The sequence below is a fragment of the Marinoscillum sp. genome, from assembly GCF_040222955.1.
Lineage (GTDB): Bacteria > Bacteroidota > Bacteroidia > Cytophagales > Cyclobacteriaceae > Marinoscillum.
The window spans coordinates 23,962-42,069 of sequence record NZ_JAVKCA010000021.1 but is presented as its reverse complement, the minus strand read 5'-3'; the positions used below and the strand labels follow the sequence as shown (position 1 = coordinate 42,069).

Genomic DNA, 18,108 nt, shown 5'->3' with positions numbered 1-18,108 from the left:
TTATTTTTTCCAGCCATGTTTGCCCAGCAAAGGTACGAAGCTGAAATTCTTAAATGATTTTTTGGAAATTTTGTTTTCGGTGACCTTAGTGAATTTGAACATTTCCTGGGTTTTACCATCCCCAACCGGGATGATCAGCCTCCCACCGATTTTGAGTTGCTGGATGAGGTCCTGCGGTACAGAGGGGGCACCTGCGGTCACGATGATACCATCAAAAGGAGCATGTGCTGGAAGACCACGTGAGCCATCCCCCTGGTAGAAATTGGGCTGGTAACCCAGCCGGGGTAAAAACTTCCGGGTTTGGTTGTAGAGGACCTTGTTGTACTCTATGGTATGTACCTCTGCGCCCAGTTCCAGCAGAATACTGGCCTGGTAGCCCGAACCAGTACCAATTTCCAGGATTTTATCCCCGGCCTTGATCTCCAAAAGCTCTGTCTGGAAAGCTACGGTATATGGTTGTGAAATGGTCTGTCCCTGACCGATCGGAAAAGCCTTGTCTTCGTAGGCATGGGTCACAAAGATTTCGTCAAAGAAAAAGTGTCTGGGCAGCTTCATCATGGCATTCAACACCCGCTCATCCGTGATTCCTTTGGAGACCACCTCTTTTATCAGAAGTTTCCGCATTCCTTTATGCCTGTAACTATCTTCCAATTGGCTATTATTGTAAACTCAGTGTGAAAAAATTTATCGGACATCGCATAGAAAATCCCATGTTTACAGGAATCATCGAGTCGCTTGGCAATCTTAAGGAAACTAAAAGAGATGGTACGAATCTTCATCTGAAAATTTCTTCAGATATCAGTCATGAATTGAAAATAGATCAAAGTGTAAATCACAACGGCATATGCTTAACTGTGACCGAAGTGCAAGAGGGCGCGCATTGGGTGACGGCTATTGACGAAACTTTGAAAAGAACCAATCTTGGGACGCTGAGCCCTGGCGATGAGATTAACCTGGAAAGATGCCTGCAAATGAACGGCCGCTTTGATGGACACATTGTGCAGGGGCATGTAGATACGACTGCCGTGGTGGATCAGGTGGAGGACAGGGATGGGTCGTGGATCTACAGATTTGAGTTGGGACCGTCTGACGAAGTGATGGTCGAGAAGGGGAGTGTTTGCATCAATGGTGTGAGTCTCACTTGTTTCGATATATCCGAAAATTTTTTTAGTGTTGGGATAATTCCCTATACTTTTGATCATACCAATTTCCGAAATTTGAAAAAAGGAAGCATCGTTAACATTGAATTTGATATTATTGGGAAGTATATAAAGAAGATTACAAACAAAACCGGCCTAAATAAATGACCTTAAACTGTATGATTGTAGACGATGACGAAATGTCTCGTCTGCTGGTAAGTAGATTTATTGAACAAACTGATTTCCTAAACCTTACACATGTCCTCGATAACACCATTGAAGCCTCTAATATACTGGTAGGAGAAAAAAACAATGATGTGGACCTCGTTTTTCTGGATGTGGAAATGCCAGAAATGACGGGACTCGAGTTGTCAAAGTCACTTAAAAACACCTATCCGATTATTTTCATCACTTCCAAAAAGGAGTACGCCATAGAGGCGTTTGAGGATAATGTGCTGGATTACCTGGTCAAACCAATAGAATATACCCGTTTTTTGAAATCGGTGATTAAGGCCAGGGAAGAGCGCGAAAAGGAGTTGAAGTTTGCCGAAATGGAGGATCACATTTTTGTGAAGTCCGACTCCAAACTGGTGCGTATCCCTTTTGAAAATCTATTCTTTGTCGAGGCCCTGGCGGATTATGTGATCTTTAACACGCTCAAAGGCAAATTCATTGTGCATCACACCATGAAGGGAATTGAGAAGCGGTTGCCCATGAGCATGTTTAGCCGGGTGCATAGGTCTTACATTATCAACAGGAGCAAGATCAGTAACATTGAAGACTTTAACATCTCCATTAGTGATAAGGTGATCCCGATAGGTGCTTCTTACAAAGATGAGTTTCTCTCCAGGGTCAATATGCTCTAAGCTTGAACCTGAGGTGTTTCATCAGGGCATACAGGATGTAAGCCCAGAAAATGCCTACGAGCGTTCCTACCAGAATATCAGCCGGGTAATGCACGCCCAGATATACCCGGCTATAACTCACTACTGCAGCCCATAGCAGGAGTACTTTGCTGAATCGGGATCGTTCGTGAAAGTAGAAAAAAGCCGCCAGCCCAAAGGAGTTGGCCGCATGTCCCGAAGCAAAACCAAACTTTCCGCGGCACTCACCGATGACAACCATCAGGTTTTCCAGGGCCGGGTCCTTACAGGGTCTCAGTCGTTCGAAATAGGGTTTCATGAATCCAGCGGTCGTTTGGTCGGTGCAAATGATCACGATGATAAGGGTAATCAGTGGCCATGTAAGCTGCTTGCCTTCCTGCTGATACAGTCTGAAAATCAAATACAGGTAAAGAGGAATCCACAGGTACTTGTCTGACATCCAGATCATGAATGTATCCAGATGAGGCGAGCCCAGACCATTAAAGATCAAGAAGATTTTCTCATCCAGTGCTAGTAACCAATCAAGCATGGTCCAGCCAGTTGATGTCTTTTTTAAGCCAATTGAGGGTCTCAGCTTCCGGAGAGCCTTCACTGGGTTGATGATCATAGTGCCACTGGGCCATGGGGGGCATGCTCATCAGAATAGACTCTGTACGTCCATCGGTATCCAGTCCAAACTTGGTGCCTTTATCCCATACCAGATTGAACTCTACATAGCGCCCACGTCTGACCATTTGCCAGTTTTTGTGTGCTTCTTCGTAAGTTTTTGTTCGGTATTTATTGGCATAGTGCTCATAGATGGGCAGAAAGGCATTTCCTACATTTTGCTGAAAAGCCCAGAGTGAATCAAATGATTTTCCCTCAGTTTTCGGATGAAGCCGGTCATAGAAGATACCACCTACCCCGCGTGTCTCCTTTCGGTGCGGAATATAGAAGTAATCATCAGCCCACTGCTTGAATCTGGGGTAAAAAGAAGGATCGGTTTGGTCACATACCGCCTTCAGTTGATGGTGAAAGTATCCACCATCTGCAGGAGTGACGTAGTGTGGGGTAAGGTCTATGCCTCCACCAAACCAATAAGTGCTTTTTTCATTTTGGTCTAACGGGGTGGTTTCAAAGTATCGCACATTCATGTGAATGATGGGCACCCATGGATTGACCGGGTGAAGTACAATGGACACGCCGGTGGCATAGAAATCAGAAGGAGGCAAGGCTATTCCTTGTTGAATTTTTTCAGGAAGCGGACCATGTACGGCTGAGAAATTCACACCTCCTTTTTCAATGAGATCACCATTGGTAATTACCCTGGTACGGCCACCGCCACCTTCTGTACGGTCCCATAGGTCTTCTTTGAAGGAAGCCTTTCCATCCAGTATCGTGAGCCCTTCACAGATTTGATCCTGAAGGTTTTTAAACCAATTTTCAATTTCTTTCCGTTGTTCCATGTCTAGAAGGGGTAACCTATTCCTATGTTAACCGCAGCCCGGTTTTGAAAGTCCCACAAATCATTCAATCGATAATCACCTAAAACGAAACGTTGACCCATCGGATAGGCCGGATCTACCATTTTATATGCCACGTCCGTCCTGAGGACTAAAAAGGAGAAGTCGAAACGAAGACCAAACCCGGCACCTACGGCTATCTCTTTTGGAAAGGTATTGAATCTAAAGATTCCATCATCATTGGTTCCGGTTCCATAGCCATCGGTCTCTTTTTCTACCGTCTCACTGTTCCAAAGCCAGATGTTTCCTGCATCAATAAAAAGGGCATAATCAATGAATCCGACCAAATCCCGTCTGAACTCTACGCTTGCTTCCAGGATGATGTCTCCCGGCTGCTCCCGACTGTTATTCACCAGTATATCTGCACCATTGTCGGATGTGCTATACACGGCATACGCACCAGGTCCAAGACGTCTGGGCTGCCAGGCCCTGATGCTGTTGCTACCACCCGCAAAGAAATACTTCTCATAGGGCAATGCTTTATTGCCTCCGTAGGCATACGCCATGCCCAGATTGAGGCGGTAAGCCAGGGACGACTTGGAACTGAGGCGGTTGGTGCGCCTAACATCCACCCCAACTTTTACATAGTGGTAATACTCAAGCGAGTCAAATGAATTGCTGAGCGGTTCTTTGCCCAGGATACTCTGGAGGTTTCCTCCTGTTTCGATATAGCCCTGCCAAAGTCCCGAGTTGGTTCTGCCACCGAGTCCATAATTATTTTGATTGAACTGCGTGCTGAACGAAGTAAAGCTGACAAATGAAGATTGAAATGAACTCACCAGTGACTGATTGCCACTTTCTTCAAGGGCCTTCAACGTGTCAGCGAAGCTCGGTGAGTTTTGTGAATTAATATAACTGAGATCAAAGGGTTTCAGGGTAAACTGAGTGCTTTCCTTTACCTGCCAGATGTAAGACATGCTTCCATTGAAGGTTGTACGCTTGTACTCGTCTTTTCTATCTTCAAAATTAACCCCGGTGGCAATTTTGGTTCTGGGGTTATAACGTCCTATGGCGGCTCTCTGAGACTCACGCATAGGGAAAAGGAACTGCGGAAAGGTAACTGAAAGTTGACCCCCATACTGGAACCTGGAGTAGTTGGTATTGTCTTCGCTTACACTCTTGATACCCTGGATACTGGCATTGCCATCGAGTTGGATGATTTCAAGGCCGCCAAAAACATTTCTGCTTTTTGCATTGAAATTAAAAAACGGACCGGGAGGTCCCTGTGCATGCTCCAGCACGCTTAATCCCATGTCAGTGGAAGTCTGGTATTTTTTCAGCGGACTCGTGAAAATGTTGGCAATAAACTGGCCACCGCTGCTGTCGTAGTTGATGTTTACAAATTTGAATATATCGAGGTAGGAGAGCTGTTTTTGGGTTTCCAGGGTATTCTGCTTACTGTAAAGGCTGTCCTTTTCCAGGAAAATCCGCCAGCTCAGGAGCCGCTCCGGGTACTTGTCATTGATGAAGCTATAGGTGATTTGATTGTATTCTTTGGTTTGTTTTTCTTGTGAATTGCTAAAAGCTGTTTCGTTAGAGAAGATCACCGAATCCATTCTGAAGGTTCTGTGCTGAACCTTACCCGGCGGATTAGCTATGTTTTCTCTTATCAGTAATTTTCGGTCGTCCAGTTGCGTGGAGTCCACTTCAAAAAGGATGTACTGCTTCTTGAAGTCATAGTATCCATTATTGGACATCAGGTCATATACCCGATCCCTTTCTTTGCCGAAGAGTTCCTGATCGTACTGTTTACCAACCATTTTCTGTTGATTGATGTTGGCTTCAAATAGCTTCTTGACTTGCTTGTCCTGGATCTTGTAAACAATGGAATCGATGGTGTAAGGTTTGCTTTCCAGGATATGGTATGTAACAAAAGTTCGTTGATTCCGGTGAGTCACCTTTGTGGAAATCTCAGCTTTGAAATATCCTTTAGAGAAGAGATAATTTCTTAGATTGAGCCTGGAGCTCACCAGCTGTGTGCTGTCAAAGACCGTCAATTGTTCACCCCAGCGCATGAGTTGATTGCCCTCACGCAGGGTTTTTTCTATCTTTTCTGTCTTTTGTATTTTCTTGGAAGTGAGCTTGGTCTTTCTCGAATTAGACTTTGCATCAGCTATTTTCTTGTCGTATTTGAGGATGATCCGCTCTTTTTTACTCAGAAGTTTTGCGGAATCCAGATTGCTTTCGCCCCATTTGTAGACGTGTACGAGATGCGCGATCGGTAGGCCCAGGAGTCTTGAATTCGGTGTTTGGGTCAACTGGGTTCGGAGCGACTCCTCATTAACAGGCCCTTCGGATTTAATGTTCTGTTTGTACAGGATCGTCTCATCCTTTTTTAGGTACTTTGTGCCTATACAGGAGGAAAGAAAAATAGAAATAAATAGTAGGAGAATTTTAATTTTCAAACCCAGCTCGCCCAATGGTATCTATTAAACAATCAAAATTCATCAAATCACTGAAGATAAAAAAGTACCGCACAAAGGAAAAGTGTTTTATCATAGAGGGCAGAAAAAATGTTCTGGAGGCCATTCAGTCAAATTATAGGGTAAAGTACCTTTTGGCCACCAATGATTTCCTTAATAACAACAGTTTGCCATCCACTATTGTTAGGGAGGCAATTATTAAAGTGGATGCTAACACCCTTACGGAGTTGGGTACCTTTCAGACCAATAATGATTGTCTGGCAGTGGTGGAAATGCCCGAGCAGGAATTGGCCGAAGTGCCTTTTAATGATCATTTGGTGGTGTTGGATGGGGTGAGTGATCCTGGTAATATGGGCACGATTATTCGCACGATGGATTGGTTTGGTTTGAAATACCTCATTTGCTCTCAGGATTCAGCGGATGTTTATAACCCGAAAGTAGTGAATGCCACGATGGGGTCTTTTGCCCGGGTCAGGGTAATTTACACCGATATCTCCAGATTTATCGCCGATGCTCCGGTTCCTTCATTTGGAGCGGATCTGGAGGGTATTGCTCCATCACAATGGGCAACGACCCAGCCGATAATGCTCGTGATGGGCAGTGAATCTCATGGATTGAGTTCGGAGGTGAAAGCTGTGATCTCAGATAAGGTGAGTATACCAAAAGTAGGGATGGCAGAGTCGCTCAATGTGGCCATAGCCACGGGGATACTCTGCCATCACCTTAGATTTAACCTTTCCTAAGCTTCTTATAAGCATTGATGAGTCCGGAGGTGGATGCATCATGGTCATGAATGGGCTCTTCTCCGGAGAGTTTAGGGAGAATGGCTTTAGCCAATTGTTTGCCTAGCTCCACACCCCACTGATCGAAGCTGAAAATGTTCCAAATGATGCCCTGAACGAATATTTTATGCTCATACATTGCGATGAGCGATCCCAGGGTCCTTGGGGTAAGCTTCTTATAAAGAATACTATTGGTAGGCCTGTTTCCCTCAAATACCTTAAAAGGGGAGAGCAGGTCTATGGTCACCTGATCAGTTCCACCAGCCTTGAATTCTGATTCCACCGTATCCTTGGATTTACCCATGAGGAGTGCTTCAGTCTGCGCAAAAAAGTTGGCCAGCAATTTCTCATGGTGGTCATCAAGTGGGTTTTGGCTTTGGGCTGCAGCCAGAAAATCACACGGGATCAACTTAGTACCCTGATGAATCAGCTGGTAAAACGCATGCTGACCATTGGTACCCGGCTCACCCCAAATAATAGGGCCGGTTTGATAAGTAACTTTTTGGCCATTTCTTCCCACATATTTCCCATTGCTCTCCATGTCACCCTGCTGCAGGTACGGCGCAAAGGCATGCATGTATTGATCATAAGGTAGAATGGCCTGAGTCTCAGCTCCGAAGAAATTGTTATACCATATTCCCAAAAGCGCCAGAATGGTAGGTAGGTTATCCTGAGTAGGTGTGTGAAGGAAGTGCTGATCCATGGCTTCAGCACCTTCCAGAAGCTCCCAGAACCGATCAAATCCAATGGCACAGGCGATCGGCATCCCGATGGCTGACCACAAGGAATACCGGCCGCCTACCCAGTCCCAGAACTCAAACATGTTCGCCTCGTCTATCCCAAACTGGGTAACCGATTCCTTATTGGTGGAGATGGCAATGAAGTGGTCTTTTACATATTTTTCATCCCTGGCCGCATCCAAAAACCATTTCTTGGCAGAGAGGGCATTGGTCATGGTCTCTTGCGTGGTGAAGGTCTTTGAGGCGATGATGAATAGTGTGGTCTCGGGGTCTACCGCTTTCAGCACGTTCACGATGTGAGAGCTATCAACGTTGGACACAAAGTGAGACTTTATCCCTGGTTTCTGGTAAGGTTTCAGGCATTCGGTGACCATGAATGGCCCCAGGTCTGACCCACCAATCCCGATATTGACGATGTGTTCAATTTTTTTACCGGTATAGCCTCTGAGATCACCCTGATGAAGTCGTTCTGTGAAGGATTTCATGCGATCCAACACGCTCATTACCGCAGGAGTGATGTTCTCACCGTTAAGATAAAAGGGCTTTTTACTGCAATTTCTCAGAGCAACATGGAGTACGGCCCTGTTTTCAGTAAGATTGATAGGCTCACCGCCAAACATTTGTTTTTTGGCTTCCTGAAGACCCATTTCTTCAGCGAGATTACAAAGTAAGGTGAAGGTTTCACTGGTAATTCGATTTTTCGAAAAATCGAGCAGGATATCCTCAAAGGTTTTGGAGAAAGCTTCAAAGCGATTGGGATCTTTTTCAAAGAGTGTCCGCATATGGGTCTCTTTTATCCCATTAAAGTGGTTGGTAAGGGCTTTCCAGGAGTTGGTTTCTTCAGGATTTATGGTTGATAGCATTTGTTAGTTTTTCTTGTAAACTTCACAAGAAAGGAGAGCATTTACAATAAATCCAACCGCATATTGCCAGAGAAAGTGTGATTTAATTAAATCACCCTAAAGAAGACCTCTTCTTATCAGAAGAAAATGCCGAATCCCATTCCTTCTCTTTCGAAAAGCACATACATGTACACGATAAAACCAAGCAGATACAGCACACCTTCTGAACGATCCAGCTTGTACTTGGCAAACGTGAACATGAAGATGAAAAGCATCAAGGTACCCACCATACAGAAGTAAAGATCCATATTGAGAGACGGAGGGTATCCCAGAGGTGAATGAATAAGTCCGGTAGCGCCAATCACAAGTAGTAGATTGAAAATATTGGAACCTACAATGTTACCAACTGCCAGGTCAGATTTCTTTTGAAATGCTGCAACCGCTGAAGTGGCTAACTCAGGTAAAGAGGTACCAGCTGCCAATATGGTCAATCCAATGAGCTTTTCACTCACATTGAAAGTTTCCGCAATTTCAACAGCATTGTCCACGATCATCTTTCCTCCGAAGATCAACCCTGCAATCCCCAAAGAGATCATCATGGTGGTCTTTACACTACCAAAAATGACGATGTCTTCCACCAGTTCCCCTTCTTCCGGGTTTCTGGTTAGGTTCATGAAGATATACACCAGAAACAGGATAAACATGACCAGTAAAATACTGGCGTCCAGTACGTTTAGGGTGTTTTTTTCAGCGCCAAAAAAGAGTACGTCATTAACAAGAATGAAAAATATGAATGTCGCTAAAAGGGAATAGGGAATTTCCTTCCAAAGGGCATTTCTCTGCACTGTGAGAGGGTATATGATACTGGATATCCCTAAAATCAAAAACACGTTGAAGATATTCGATCCAATGATGTTACCAAAAACGATATCATTGGTGCCTTCGTCCGAGGTGACGGTTCCGGAAATAATATTGACTACTAACTCAGGAGCTGAGGTGCCCATGGCAACCACAGTAAGGCCAATGGCGATATCTGAAACATTGAATCTCTTAGCCAGGGACGAAGCTCCGTTCACCAAAAAATCTGCTCCTTTGATAAGGAGAACAAATCCCACTGCTACTAATAGAATATTGATAAATACAGTCAAGGCGGTTTTTAGGTTAGTTTAAGACGAATATAAATATTTATAGAATCCGTTTCAAAATTCCTTGCAAGATAACTAGATCAAAAGATTAAAGCAACACCCTCTAAAAAGTTACAAATCAAGGTCTTTTACTACAATTTGGGTCTTTTTATCCAAAAGACCAATAGTTTCGTAATACTTATCAGGAGCCGAAATTCGCTCATTTACAGAGAAATAAAATTTGATCTTTGGTTCGGTTCCCGACGGCCTCACAGATATTTTACTGCCATCTGCTGTAATGAACTGCAAGACATTGGAGGATGGGAAGTTGATTTTCTCTTCCTTTCCTGTTGTCAGGTCCTTTGATGTTCCTGCCTTGTAGTCGATCATGGTCATCACTTTAGATTGAGCGAGCATTGATGGAGGATTTTGTCTGAATTTGACCATCATCTCATTGATTTCCTCTGCTCCCGTTTTTCCTTTCTTGGTGATGGATTTCAACGACTCCTGGTATAGCCCAAATTCATGATGGATTTTCTTAAGGAGTTCATACAGGGAGGTGCCCTCGGATTTAGCCCAGGCAGCCATTTCGGCGATCATCGCACAGGAGGCGATGGCATCTTTGTCTCTCACAGCATCCCCGATCAGATAGCCATAACTTTCTTCTCCACCCCCAATAAATTCCTCTTTTCCTTCCAGCTGCCTGATCACCTCAGCGATGTACTTGAAGCCTGTAAGGGTGTTGTAGAGCTTTACATTGTACTTTTCCGCGATTTTTTCGATCAGGTCTGTGGTCACAATGGTCTTCACCACATACTGTTTGCCATTGAGTTTACCATTTTCTTTCCACTTTCTCAGAAGGTAGTAGAGCAACAATGATCCGGTTTGATTTCCATTGAGCAGTTGAAACTGATTCTTGTCATTTTTCACCGCTATACCTACCCTGTCGGCATCAGGATCTGTGGCCATGACCAGGTCTGCGTCTATTTCTTCTGCTTTTTTAAGTGCCAGGCTCAGGGCCTCTGCTTCTTCCGGATTAGGATAGATCACTGTCGGGAAGTTGCCATCAGCCATGGCTTGTTCTGTTACCTCTGTTACATTTTCAAAACCCAGTCTTTTCAAAATAGGGGGGACCATGGTGGTGCCCGTACCATGGATCGCGCTGAAAACGATTTTCAAATCCTTCTCTTTGGCAATGGCTTCAGGTGAAAGCGAGAGCGACTGAATCATGTCCAGATAAGGCTCATCTACTTCACTGCCTATGGACTGTATGAGTGCACTGTTTGCCTCAAAATTCACCTCATCAATGGATGAGATCTTCCCCACTTCGGTGATCACATTCTCGTCGTGCGGAGGTACCATTTGGGCACCGTCATCCCAGTAGGCTTTGTATCCGTTGTACTCTTTGGGATTGTGGGAGGCGGTGAGCACCACTCCACTCTTGCAACCCAAATGTCTGATGGCAAAGGAGAGCTCCGGAGTAGGTCGGAGAGCTTCAAAAAGATAAACCCTGATTCCATTGGCGGAAAAAACGGCCGCTGTGGTCTCCGCAAAAAAGCGGCTGTTGTTTCGACTGTCATGGGCAATGGCCACGCTAATGTCTTCTCCGGCAAAAGTTTGATTGAGGTAATTGGCAAGCCCCTGAGTGGCCATTCCTACCGTGTATTTGTTCATTCTGTTGGACCCGGTGCCCATCAGCCCCCTCAGTCCTCCGGTGCCAAATTCCAGGTCTTTATAAAAACACTCAGTCAATTCAGTCTGGTCAGTATCAGCCAACATCTTCTCAATGATGACTTTGGTGTCCTGATCTACCTTTTGGCTTGTAAGCCACTTTTGAGCCTTTGCTGTTACTTCCATGCTTAAATTATCAATTTGATAATAGTGGTATTTAAAAAGTTTTTAGAAATATAATAATTACAATAAACTATTGTATTAATTAAAAATGTGTTAAAATTTGCACTTTAATCAATCTCAATATTTTCTGTAAAATAATAGAGGGTATGAATATAAAAAATCTTAATCAAGCATTTGTTGAAATTGCCGAAAAGAAGAATCAACTTTTTCGATTTGCAAAGGAAGGGAGCAGTTATCATGACCTCCAGGAGGAGGTAAAGAGACTGGAGGAAGATTTTCAAATGACCTTTGGTGCCTACATTGAGGAGGCACTGTTCAATGTACATGATGAGTACTGTCCTGACAATGAGGTGTTGAAGCCACTGTCTTATCTGGCATCACACTATGAGCCAAAGCAAGGAACTGAAGTGTACGACGTGGACCCTGAGGAGGGCATAGAAGTGGAGGCTGACGACTTTCCGGGTATCAAAGCGAAATTGGTGCTGGTGCCGGGCCCCACGCGATTAGTGCTTCAGGGGCTGAATGCAGATTTTAAAGAAACTGTCTGGGTAGCCCGGCAGCCTTTAGAAGCCTAATTTTACTTTCACACGACTCAGGACGGCTTGTGCGATTTCTCCTGCACGCTGCTCTCCTGATTGTAAACGTTCTTCCAGCTCAGGGAGGTTGTTGATGTAGTAGTCATAACGCTCCCTGGGTTCTTTGAATTTATCCACGATCAATTCAAAAAGTGCCTGTTTGGCATGCCCATAGCCATAATTTCCACCTTCATAGTTGGCGCGCATCTCTGTGATTTGTGACTCACTGGCAATGGTTTTGTAAATCGCAAAGACATTGCACACATCCGGGTTTTTAGGTTCCTCCATTGGAGTGCTGTCGGTGATGATAGACATCACGTTTTTCCTAAGTTTCTTGTCCGGCAAAAAGATATCGATGATGTTGCCGTATGATTTACTCATTTTTTGGCCGTCGGTGCCCGGGATGGTCATGAGGTTGTCGTCTATTCTCGCTTCAGGAAGCACGAAGGTATCGCCATAGCTGTGATTGAATGAGGAAGCCATGTCACGGGTCATCTCCAGGTGTTGCTTTTGATCTTTACCCACAGGTACCAGGTTGGCATCATACAGAAGGATATCGGCAGCCATCAGTACCGGGTAGGTGAATAGTCCGGCATTCACATCAGCCAGTCGGTCTGATTTGTCTTTGAAGGAGTGGGCGTTGGCCAGCATCGGAAAGGGCGTGAAGCAGTTGAGATACCAGGCTAACTCACATACTGCAGGCACCCTTGACTGCCTGTAAAACAGATTTTTCTCTGTATCAAAGCCACAGGCGATCCAGGCTGCAGCTACGGCATTCACATTTTCGCGCCTGGTGTCGGCATCCTTTATGGTGGTCAGTGAGTGCAGATCCGCAATAAAGAAAAAGGACTCGTTCTTATCGTCCTTTGATAACTCAATAGCTGGTAATATTGCACCCAAAAGGTTCCCCAAATGAGGTTTCCCTGAACTCTGAATTCCCGTTAATATTCTGGCCATTTCGGATTTTTTGTGCAAACCTAAATAATTTGAATCTTTGTGTGGTTTTAAAACAAGGAAATAGCAAAACAGGTAATCAGATGATGAAAAGAAATTTAAGAGTAGGGGTGATGGTGGTCTTGTGTGCGTATTTCACCATCACTTCTCTGGCAGGACAGAACATCCGTTTTTTGAAAGAAAAGCACGATTTTGGTGAAGTTCATGAAGAGGCTGGGCCTGTGAAGCATGAGTTTCTCTTTGTGAATACCGGTTCTGAATCGTTGGCAATAGAGAATGTGGAGGCCTCATGTGGGTGTACTACGCCGGCCTGGACGGATACGGCGCTCATGCCGGGAGATACAGGCTTTGTGGTGGCTGAGTATAACCCTTTGAACCGACCGGGTAAGTTTGAGAAATCACTGAATGTGAGTTACGTAATCGGACAGGCGGGTTCTGCCACGGCCACTCTATACATAGAGGGGATGGTTTCGCCCAGAGCCAAGACCATGGAGGATGAATTGCCGCTTTTGATGGGTCAGATCAGGATGAAATATAAAGCACTCAACATGGGGCGGGTGACTACTGAGAAGGTGGTAACAGAATCTTTCAAAGTGTATAATGAAGGGGACAGTGCTGTGCGCTGGCTCGAAGAGAAAAGTTCGATTCCCGGGCATGTGGAGCTGAGGTTTGAGCCTGTAGTACTCGAACCAAAGACACTGGGGGAGATTACACTTACCTTCGATCCTGTGAAAAAGGCTGATCTTGGGTTTGTGTCAGACAATATCCGGTTGTACACAGATGAGGCGGAGGACGAAATCAAGGAACTACATGTGATCGCGACCATTTCCGAATATTTTCCGCCAAGGACGGAGGAAGAGATGAAAAAGGCTCCTAAACTTACCTTTGATAAGACCCAACATGACTTTGGTAATGTGAATGAAGGCACGACGGTGGTCACCGACTTTAACATAACCAACAATGGGAAGGAAGACCTTGAAATCAGGAGTGTGAAGCCCAATTGTGGCTGTACTGTCGCTAAATTGAAAAAGAAGAGCATTTCCCCGGGAGAAACAATGACTTTTGAGGTGAGCTTTGATACCTCCGGTCGTCAGGGCCGGCAATATAAAACCGTCACAGTGTTTTCCAATGACCCCTCAGCACCTTCTCAGATGATCAGCATCAAAGCAGATGTGAATTAGAAAAGTCTGTTGGCAAGGGAATTCATTCCTTGCCAACAGACTTTGATGTTTACTCGCTGAATCTTTTTGACGTATTCTCCTGAGGGCTACTCAGGATGATAAGATTGTTGGATTTATCCACATCTGCCATTCTCCCAGAAGGGTCAATTTCTATTTTCTCAATGTCAGCATAAGGAATGTCCAGGCTGAATGAATAGGTTGGGTGTGTCCATGCCCAGTCCTGGCCTACCAGCCTTTCGTTGGTGGTTTCGTTAGGCTTTTCACCGCGCATGATCCCCAGGGGGATGTAGTACTCCAGCGCTGTCCCATCTTTCCGGGTAATGGTGAGGTCAATAGGCATGGGCATTTTATTCAACCTTTCCAGGTCTACATTTACGCCTTTTCTGGTTTCTGTCACAGATGTGATGGCATAGTCGATGGTTTCTGTGGTACTTACCCAGTAATCATAATACCACCTCAGGGAAAGTCCACTCTGCTTTTCCATTACTCGAATGAAATCGTTCATATCAGGGTGTTTGAAGGCCCATTCGTTGTAGTATCTGAGCAGACCGGCATCTCTGTTGGCCTCTCCAATGATGTATCCCAGTTGCTCAAGAGAGATGGCGCCCTTCTTGTAGGCGCCAATGGAATAGCCATTGTTTCTGGTGTAGTGATCTGAATGCGTAGACAAGGGCTCTTCATCGCCGGTTTCCACCCATCTAAAATAGGTCTTATACAAACTGGCTAATGGTTGCTTCCTGCTTCTGTTCAGGACAAAGTCTTCAGTATATTCATCCGCAAAGGAGGCGAATCCTTCATCCATCCAGGGGAAGTAGCTTTCGTTGGTGGCCAGCATTCCCTGATACCAGCTGTGCGCTACTTCATGGATCATTACACTAATGAGTGAGTTGAGTGAGCGAACCCCAGAGGTCTTTTTGTTGGCAATGAGTGTAGCCATGGGGTACTCCATGCCTCCATCTCCACCTTGTATTACAGCGTATTCACTCCAGCCATATTTTCCAAATCGCTTCTGGATGTACTCGAAGGCCCGGATGGTATAGGAGGGAAGTTCTTCCCAATGCTTTGTAGGCTCCCCAGGGATATAAAAGAATCTAAGCAGGGGACCATCAGGGACCTGGGCTGTGGTCTGGATGTAATCCTTATCTGCCGCCCATACGAAATCGTGTACGTTTTCTGCTTTGAACCGCCAGGTGATTTTCTGTCCTTTTCTATTCACTTCCACACCTTCATCTTCGTATCCATAACCTATTTCATTGGGGTTTTGGAGGATGCCGGTGGCGGCGATCACATAGTCCTTGTCCATGGTGATATTCACTTCATAATCTCCCCATGGTGCGTAAAACTCCCGCGCTATATAGGGATGCGTGTGCCATCCCATTTTGTCGTATTCAGCCATTTTGGGAAACCACTGTGACATGGAGTAATCCACCCCTTCGAAGCTGTCTCTACCAGATCTTCTGATCTGCAGGGGAACCTGTCCTTCAAACTTCATGTTGAAAACCTCAGAGGCACCTGGCAGGATAGGTTTGCTCAGCTTCACTTCGAGTACAGTTTCAGACACGTGGTGAGTGAGTTCCATTCCGGATTGATTGAGTGAGATGACTTTGAGGTATCCGATTTCATCTTGGCTCAGTTCCGCAATACGTGAACCCACCCTGGCATCCGGGTCTGGGAGCGTTCTGCTCCTCACGTCCATCATGCTGTTGGGCTGAAAGGCATTGAAGTACAGGTGATAGTAAACGTTGAAAAGGGTGTCTGGAGAGTTATTGTAATATTTTAAGGTTTGCTCACCGGTGTACTGATGGGATCTGGAGTTGAAATCGATAGAAATTTCGTAGTTAACTCGCTGTTGCCAATAGCCCTGAGCGTTGGAAATATTGCAAAAAAGGAAAATAAAAGATAGGAACGTTGTGATCTTTACAAAATTATATTTCATGTGGAAAACTTTTCTACGAATAATGTAATCGTCTCGAGTTTTTTATATTATTTTAATAAGCAACTAAAAAAATAATGGATAAGGTTTTCGAATTGGTAATGCTAATTGTTCTGGCCCTGGGCTCAGCGATCCTCTTCTCTTTTGTGATGATCTGGAAGTTTATACAAGCCATCTTCCAGGTAGTCGTGGAGAGTTTCAGATCGCAGAGGTTTTAGACATCTACTTTAGCATATTTTGCGTTTTTCTCGATGAAGTCTCTTCTAGGGGCTACCTCATCTCCCATGAGCATTGAGAATAAGTGATCTGCCTCAGCTGCAGAATCAATCGTTACAAGCTTAAGGCTTCGCGATTCAGGATCCATTGTCGTTGTCCACAGTTGCTCAGGATTCATTTCTCCCAGACCTTTGTATCGCTGTACGTTTACCGTATCTTCTTTGCCTTCCGGGGCCAGCTCTCTGATAATAGACAGTCGGTCATCTTCTGTCCAGGCATATCGCTCTTGCTTGCCTTTTTTGATGAGGTAGAGCGGTGGTAATGCAATGTAGAGGTATCCGTTTTCTATCAAGGAACGCATGTACCTGAAAAAGAAGGTAAGGATCAGGGTTCTGATATGGCTACCGTCAATATCCGCATCGGTCATGATGATGATTTTGTGGTAACGCAACTTTTCCATGTTGAGTGCCCGGGCATCATCTTCCATGCCGAATCTCACACCGAGGGCGGTGATGATGTTTTTGATTTCGTCGTTATCGTAGATCTTGTGCTCCTGCGCTTTTTCTACGTTGAGGATTTTACCCCTTAGCGGGAGGATGGCCTGAAACTTTCGGTTTCTTCCCTGCTTGGCAGAGCCCCCCGCAGAGTCACCTTCCACCAGGTAGATCTCACACACAGCAGGGTCTTTGTCGGAGCAGTCAGCCAGCTTACCGGGCAGGCCGGTGCCAGAGAGTACGTTCTTCCGTTGCACCATCTCACGGGCCTTTCTGGCGGCCTGTCGTGCCTGTGCTGCCAATATTACCTTAGAGATGATCTGCTTTGCTTCTTTGGGATGCTCCTCCAGATACTCCTGCAGTGCTTCACTCAAACTGGTGTCCACGGCGCCCATGGCGTCAGAGTTACCAAGCTTGGTTTTAGTTTGCCCTTCAAACTGCGGCTCAGCCACTTTGATGGAAATAACAGCCGTAAGGCCTTCACGGAAATCATCTCCCGTGATTTCTACTTTGGCTTTTTCCAAAAGACCTGATTTGTCGGCGTAGGACTTGAGGGTCCTGGTAAGTGCCCGACGAAAGCCAGCCACGTGTGTACCACCTTCTATGGTATTGATATTATTGACATAGCTGACTACATTTTCTGTGTAGGAAGTGTTGTAGTTCAGCGCTACTTCTACCGGGATCTCCCCTTTGTCATTGTTGAGGTGAATAGGCTCAGGGATAAGTCGCTCTCTTGTACTGTCCAGGTACAAAACGAATTCCTTTAGTCCGCCCGTGGAGAAGAATTCGTCGGTAAGGTCTGCTCCGTTTTCGTCCTGCTCTCTGTGGTCTACCAGGTTAAGCTTGATTCCTGAGTTTAGGAATGACAGCTCCCGCAAACGGGAAGCCACTGTATCGTATTTATATTCACTGTGGGTGAAAATACTGTTGTCCGGCATGAAGGTGATGATGGTGCCGTTGATGTCTGTTTTACCCACTTCTTTTACAGGATACATGGGGATGCCTTTTTCGTACTCCTGCTGATAAATGATGCCGTTTCTGTGAACTGTAGCTTTCAGGTGAGTGGAGAGGGCATTCACACAGGAAACCCCCACACCGTGCAGACCCCCTGACACTTTGTAGGTGTCTTTGTCAAACTTACCACCGGCGTGCAGCACGGTCATTACTACCTCCAGGGCAGATCTTTGTTCTTTTTCGTGTATATCTGTAGGAATACCTCTTCCGTTATCGGATACGGTTATGGAATTGTCCTTATTGATTTCTACGTGGATGTCATCACAATACCCCGCAAGGGCTTCGTCAATAGAGTTGTCAACTACTTCCCAAACCAAATGATGCAAGCCTCTGATGCCCACATCTCCAATGTACATAGCTGGCCTTTTCCTTACCGCTTCTAATCCCTCAAGTACCTGAATATTATTAGCTGAATAATCTCCTTTGGCCAATGACTTTCTTTGTTCCATGC

The 18,108-nt window shown here is 45.2% G+C and carries 16 protein-coding genes; 6 read left to right on the top strand and 10 right to left on the bottom strand.

Annotation, left to right across the window (positions count from 1 at the left end; all coding sequences use genetic code 11):
* Complete coding sequence (locus tag RIH33_RS17980; RefSeq protein ID WP_406652638.1) at positions 1-624, bottom strand: protein-L-isoaspartate(D-aspartate) O-methyltransferase; 624 nt, start codon at positions 622-624, stop codon at positions 1-3.
* An 86-nt stretch (positions 625-710) separates the two neighbouring features.
* Here RIH33_RS17980 and RIH33_RS17975 point away from each other — a divergent pair, with 86 nt between their 5' ends.
* Positions 711-1,307, top strand: coding sequence for a riboflavin synthase (locus RIH33_RS17975; RefSeq protein ID WP_406652910.1), 597 nt, complete (start codon positions 711-713; stop codon positions 1,305-1,307).
* 11 nt (positions 1,308-1,318) lie between these two features.
* Positions 1,319-2,005 (top strand): LytR/AlgR family response regulator transcription factor, encoded by a 687-nt coding sequence (locus RIH33_RS17970; protein WP_406658465.1) that lies wholly within the window; start codon positions 1,319-1,321, stop codon positions 2,003-2,005.
* Here RIH33_RS17970 and RIH33_RS17965 read toward each other — a convergent pair.
* Genes RIH33_RS17965 through RIH33_RS17955 form a run of 3 tightly spaced genes read right to left on the bottom strand, consistent with a single transcriptional unit; the run spans position 1,992 to position 5,930 of the window.
* Positions 1,992-2,552, bottom strand: a complete 561-nt coding sequence (locus RIH33_RS17965) for a phosphatase PAP2 family protein (protein WP_406652635.1) — start codon at positions 2,550-2,552, stop codon at positions 1,992-1,994. The genes RIH33_RS17970 and RIH33_RS17965 overlap by 14 nt on opposite strands.
* Positions 2,545-3,468 carry an oxygen-dependent coproporphyrinogen oxidase gene (gene hemF, locus RIH33_RS17960; protein ID WP_406652633.1) on the bottom strand — a complete coding sequence of 308 codons (924 nt, stop codon included), beginning with the start codon at positions 3,466-3,468 and terminating at the stop codon, positions 2,545-2,547. The genes RIH33_RS17965 and hemF overlap by 8 nt, the downstream gene beginning before the upstream one ends.
* Before the next feature lie 2 nt (positions 3,469-3,470).
* A complete protein-coding gene (locus RIH33_RS17955; protein ID WP_406652632.1) occupies positions 3,471-5,930 on the bottom strand; it encodes a BamA/TamA family outer membrane protein in 2,460 nt (819 codons plus the stop codon).
* Positions 5,931-5,944: 14 nt separating this feature from the next.
* Between RIH33_RS17955 and RIH33_RS17950 the strand changes: the two genes are divergently transcribed.
* Positions 5,945-6,691, top strand: a complete 747-nt coding sequence (locus RIH33_RS17950; protein ID WP_406652630.1) for a TrmH family RNA methyltransferase — start codon at positions 5,945-5,947, stop codon at positions 6,689-6,691.
* On the opposite strand, the gene pgi is transcribed toward RIH33_RS17950, so the two are convergent.
* From pgi to RIH33_RS17935, 3 genes are all read right to left on the bottom strand, one after another.
* Entirely contained in the window at positions 6,678-8,333 is a 1,656-nt protein-coding gene (pgi, locus tag RIH33_RS17945) for a glucose-6-phosphate isomerase (protein WP_406652629.1), read from the bottom strand. The two genes, RIH33_RS17950 and pgi, sit on opposite strands and share 14 nt — an antisense overlap.
* Before the next feature lie 116 nt (positions 8,334-8,449).
* A complete protein-coding gene (locus RIH33_RS17940) occupies positions 8,450-9,460 on the bottom strand; it encodes a calcium/sodium antiporter (RefSeq protein WP_406652628.1) in 1,011 nt (336 codons plus the stop codon).
* Between the two features lie 108 nt (positions 9,461-9,568).
* Complete coding sequence (locus RIH33_RS17935; RefSeq protein WP_406652627.1) at positions 9,569-11,293, bottom strand: phospho-sugar mutase; 1,725 nt, start codon at positions 11,291-11,293, stop codon at positions 9,569-9,571.
* Positions 11,294-11,436: 143 nt separating this feature from the next.
* Here RIH33_RS17935 and RIH33_RS17930 point away from each other — a divergent pair, with 143 nt between their 5' ends.
* A complete protein-coding gene (locus RIH33_RS17930; protein WP_406652625.1) occupies positions 11,437-11,865 on the top strand; it encodes a hypothetical protein in 429 nt (142 codons plus the stop codon).
* Here the strand turns inward: RIH33_RS17930 and trpS are convergent.
* A complete protein-coding gene (trpS, locus tag RIH33_RS17925) occupies positions 11,854-12,822 on the bottom strand; it encodes a tryptophan--tRNA ligase (RefSeq protein ID WP_406652623.1) in 969 nt (322 codons plus the stop codon). The genes RIH33_RS17930 and trpS overlap by 12 nt on opposite strands.
* An 80-nt stretch (positions 12,823-12,902) precedes the next feature.
* Here trpS and RIH33_RS17920 point away from each other — a divergent pair, with 80 nt between their 5' ends.
* A complete protein-coding gene (locus RIH33_RS17920) occupies positions 12,903-14,000 on the top strand; it encodes a DUF1573 domain-containing protein (protein ID WP_406652622.1) in 1,098 nt (365 codons plus the stop codon).
* A gap of 49 nt (positions 14,001-14,049) precedes the next feature.
* Here RIH33_RS17920 and RIH33_RS17915 read toward each other — a convergent pair whose 3' ends face one another.
* A complete protein-coding gene (locus RIH33_RS17915; RefSeq protein WP_406652621.1) occupies positions 14,050-15,936 on the bottom strand; it encodes a M1 family metallopeptidase in 1,887 nt (628 codons plus the stop codon).
* Between the two features lie 74 nt (positions 15,937-16,010).
* On the opposite strand from RIH33_RS17915, the gene RIH33_RS17910 reads away from it, so the two are divergent.
* The gene (locus RIH33_RS17910) at positions 16,011-16,151 is read left to right on the top strand and encodes a hypothetical protein (protein WP_406658464.1); all 141 of its coding nucleotides are present in this window, start codon (positions 16,011-16,013) and stop codon (positions 16,149-16,151) included.
* Here RIH33_RS17910 and gyrB read toward each other — a convergent pair.
* The gene (gene gyrB / locus RIH33_RS17905; protein WP_406652619.1) at positions 16,148-18,106 is read right to left on the bottom strand and encodes a DNA topoisomerase (ATP-hydrolyzing) subunit B; all 1,959 of its coding nucleotides are present in this window, start codon (positions 18,104-18,106) and stop codon (positions 16,148-16,150) included. The genes RIH33_RS17910 and gyrB overlap by 4 nt on opposite strands.
* Positions 18,107-18,108 lie beyond the last annotated feature (2 nt).

Coding starts and splice junctions, on each gene's coding strand:
- gyrB (WP_406652619.1), bottom strand. CDS start 18,106: ATGGAACAAAGAAAGTCATTGGCCAAAGGAGATTATTCAGCTAATAAT.
- RIH33_RS17980 (WP_406652638.1), bottom strand. CDS start 624: ATGCGGAAACTTCTGATAAAAGAGGTGGTCTCCAAAGGAATCACGGAT.
- RIH33_RS17970 (WP_406658465.1), top strand. CDS start 1,319: ATGATTGTAGACGATGACGAAATGTCTCGTCTGCTGGTAAGTAGATTT.
- RIH33_RS17975 (WP_406652910.1), top strand. CDS start 711: ATGTTTACAGGAATCATCGAGTCGCTTGGCAATCTTAAGGAAACTAAA.
- trpS (WP_406652623.1), bottom strand. CDS start 12,822: ATGGCCAGAATATTAACGGGAATTCAGAGTTCAGGGAAACCTCATTTG.
- pgi (WP_406652629.1), bottom strand. CDS start 8,333: ATGCTATCAACCATAAATCCTGAAGAAACCAACTCCTGGAAAGCCCTT.
- RIH33_RS17950 (WP_406652630.1), top strand. CDS start 5,945: ATGGTATCTATTAAACAATCAAAATTCATCAAATCACTGAAGATAAAA.
- RIH33_RS17935 (WP_406652627.1), bottom strand. CDS start 11,293: ATGGAAGTAACAGCAAAGGCTCAAAAGTGGCTTACAAGCCAAAAGGTA.
- RIH33_RS17920 (WP_406652622.1), top strand. CDS start 12,903: ATGATGAAAAGAAATTTAAGAGTAGGGGTGATGGTGGTCTTGTGTGCG.
- RIH33_RS17930 (WP_406652625.1), top strand. CDS start 11,437: ATGAATATAAAAAATCTTAATCAAGCATTTGTTGAAATTGCCGAAAAG.
- RIH33_RS17965 (WP_406652635.1), bottom strand. CDS start 2,552: ATGCTTGATTGGTTACTAGCACTGGATGAGAAAATCTTCTTGATCTTT.
- hemF (WP_406652633.1), bottom strand. CDS start 3,468: ATGGAACAACGGAAAGAAATTGAAAATTGGTTTAAAAACCTTCAGGAT.
- RIH33_RS17915 (WP_406652621.1), bottom strand. CDS start 15,936: ATGAAATATAATTTTGTAAAGATCACAACGTTCCTATCTTTTATTTTC.
- RIH33_RS17910 (WP_406658464.1), top strand. CDS start 16,011: ATGGATAAGGTTTTCGAATTGGTAATGCTAATTGTTCTGGCCCTGGGC.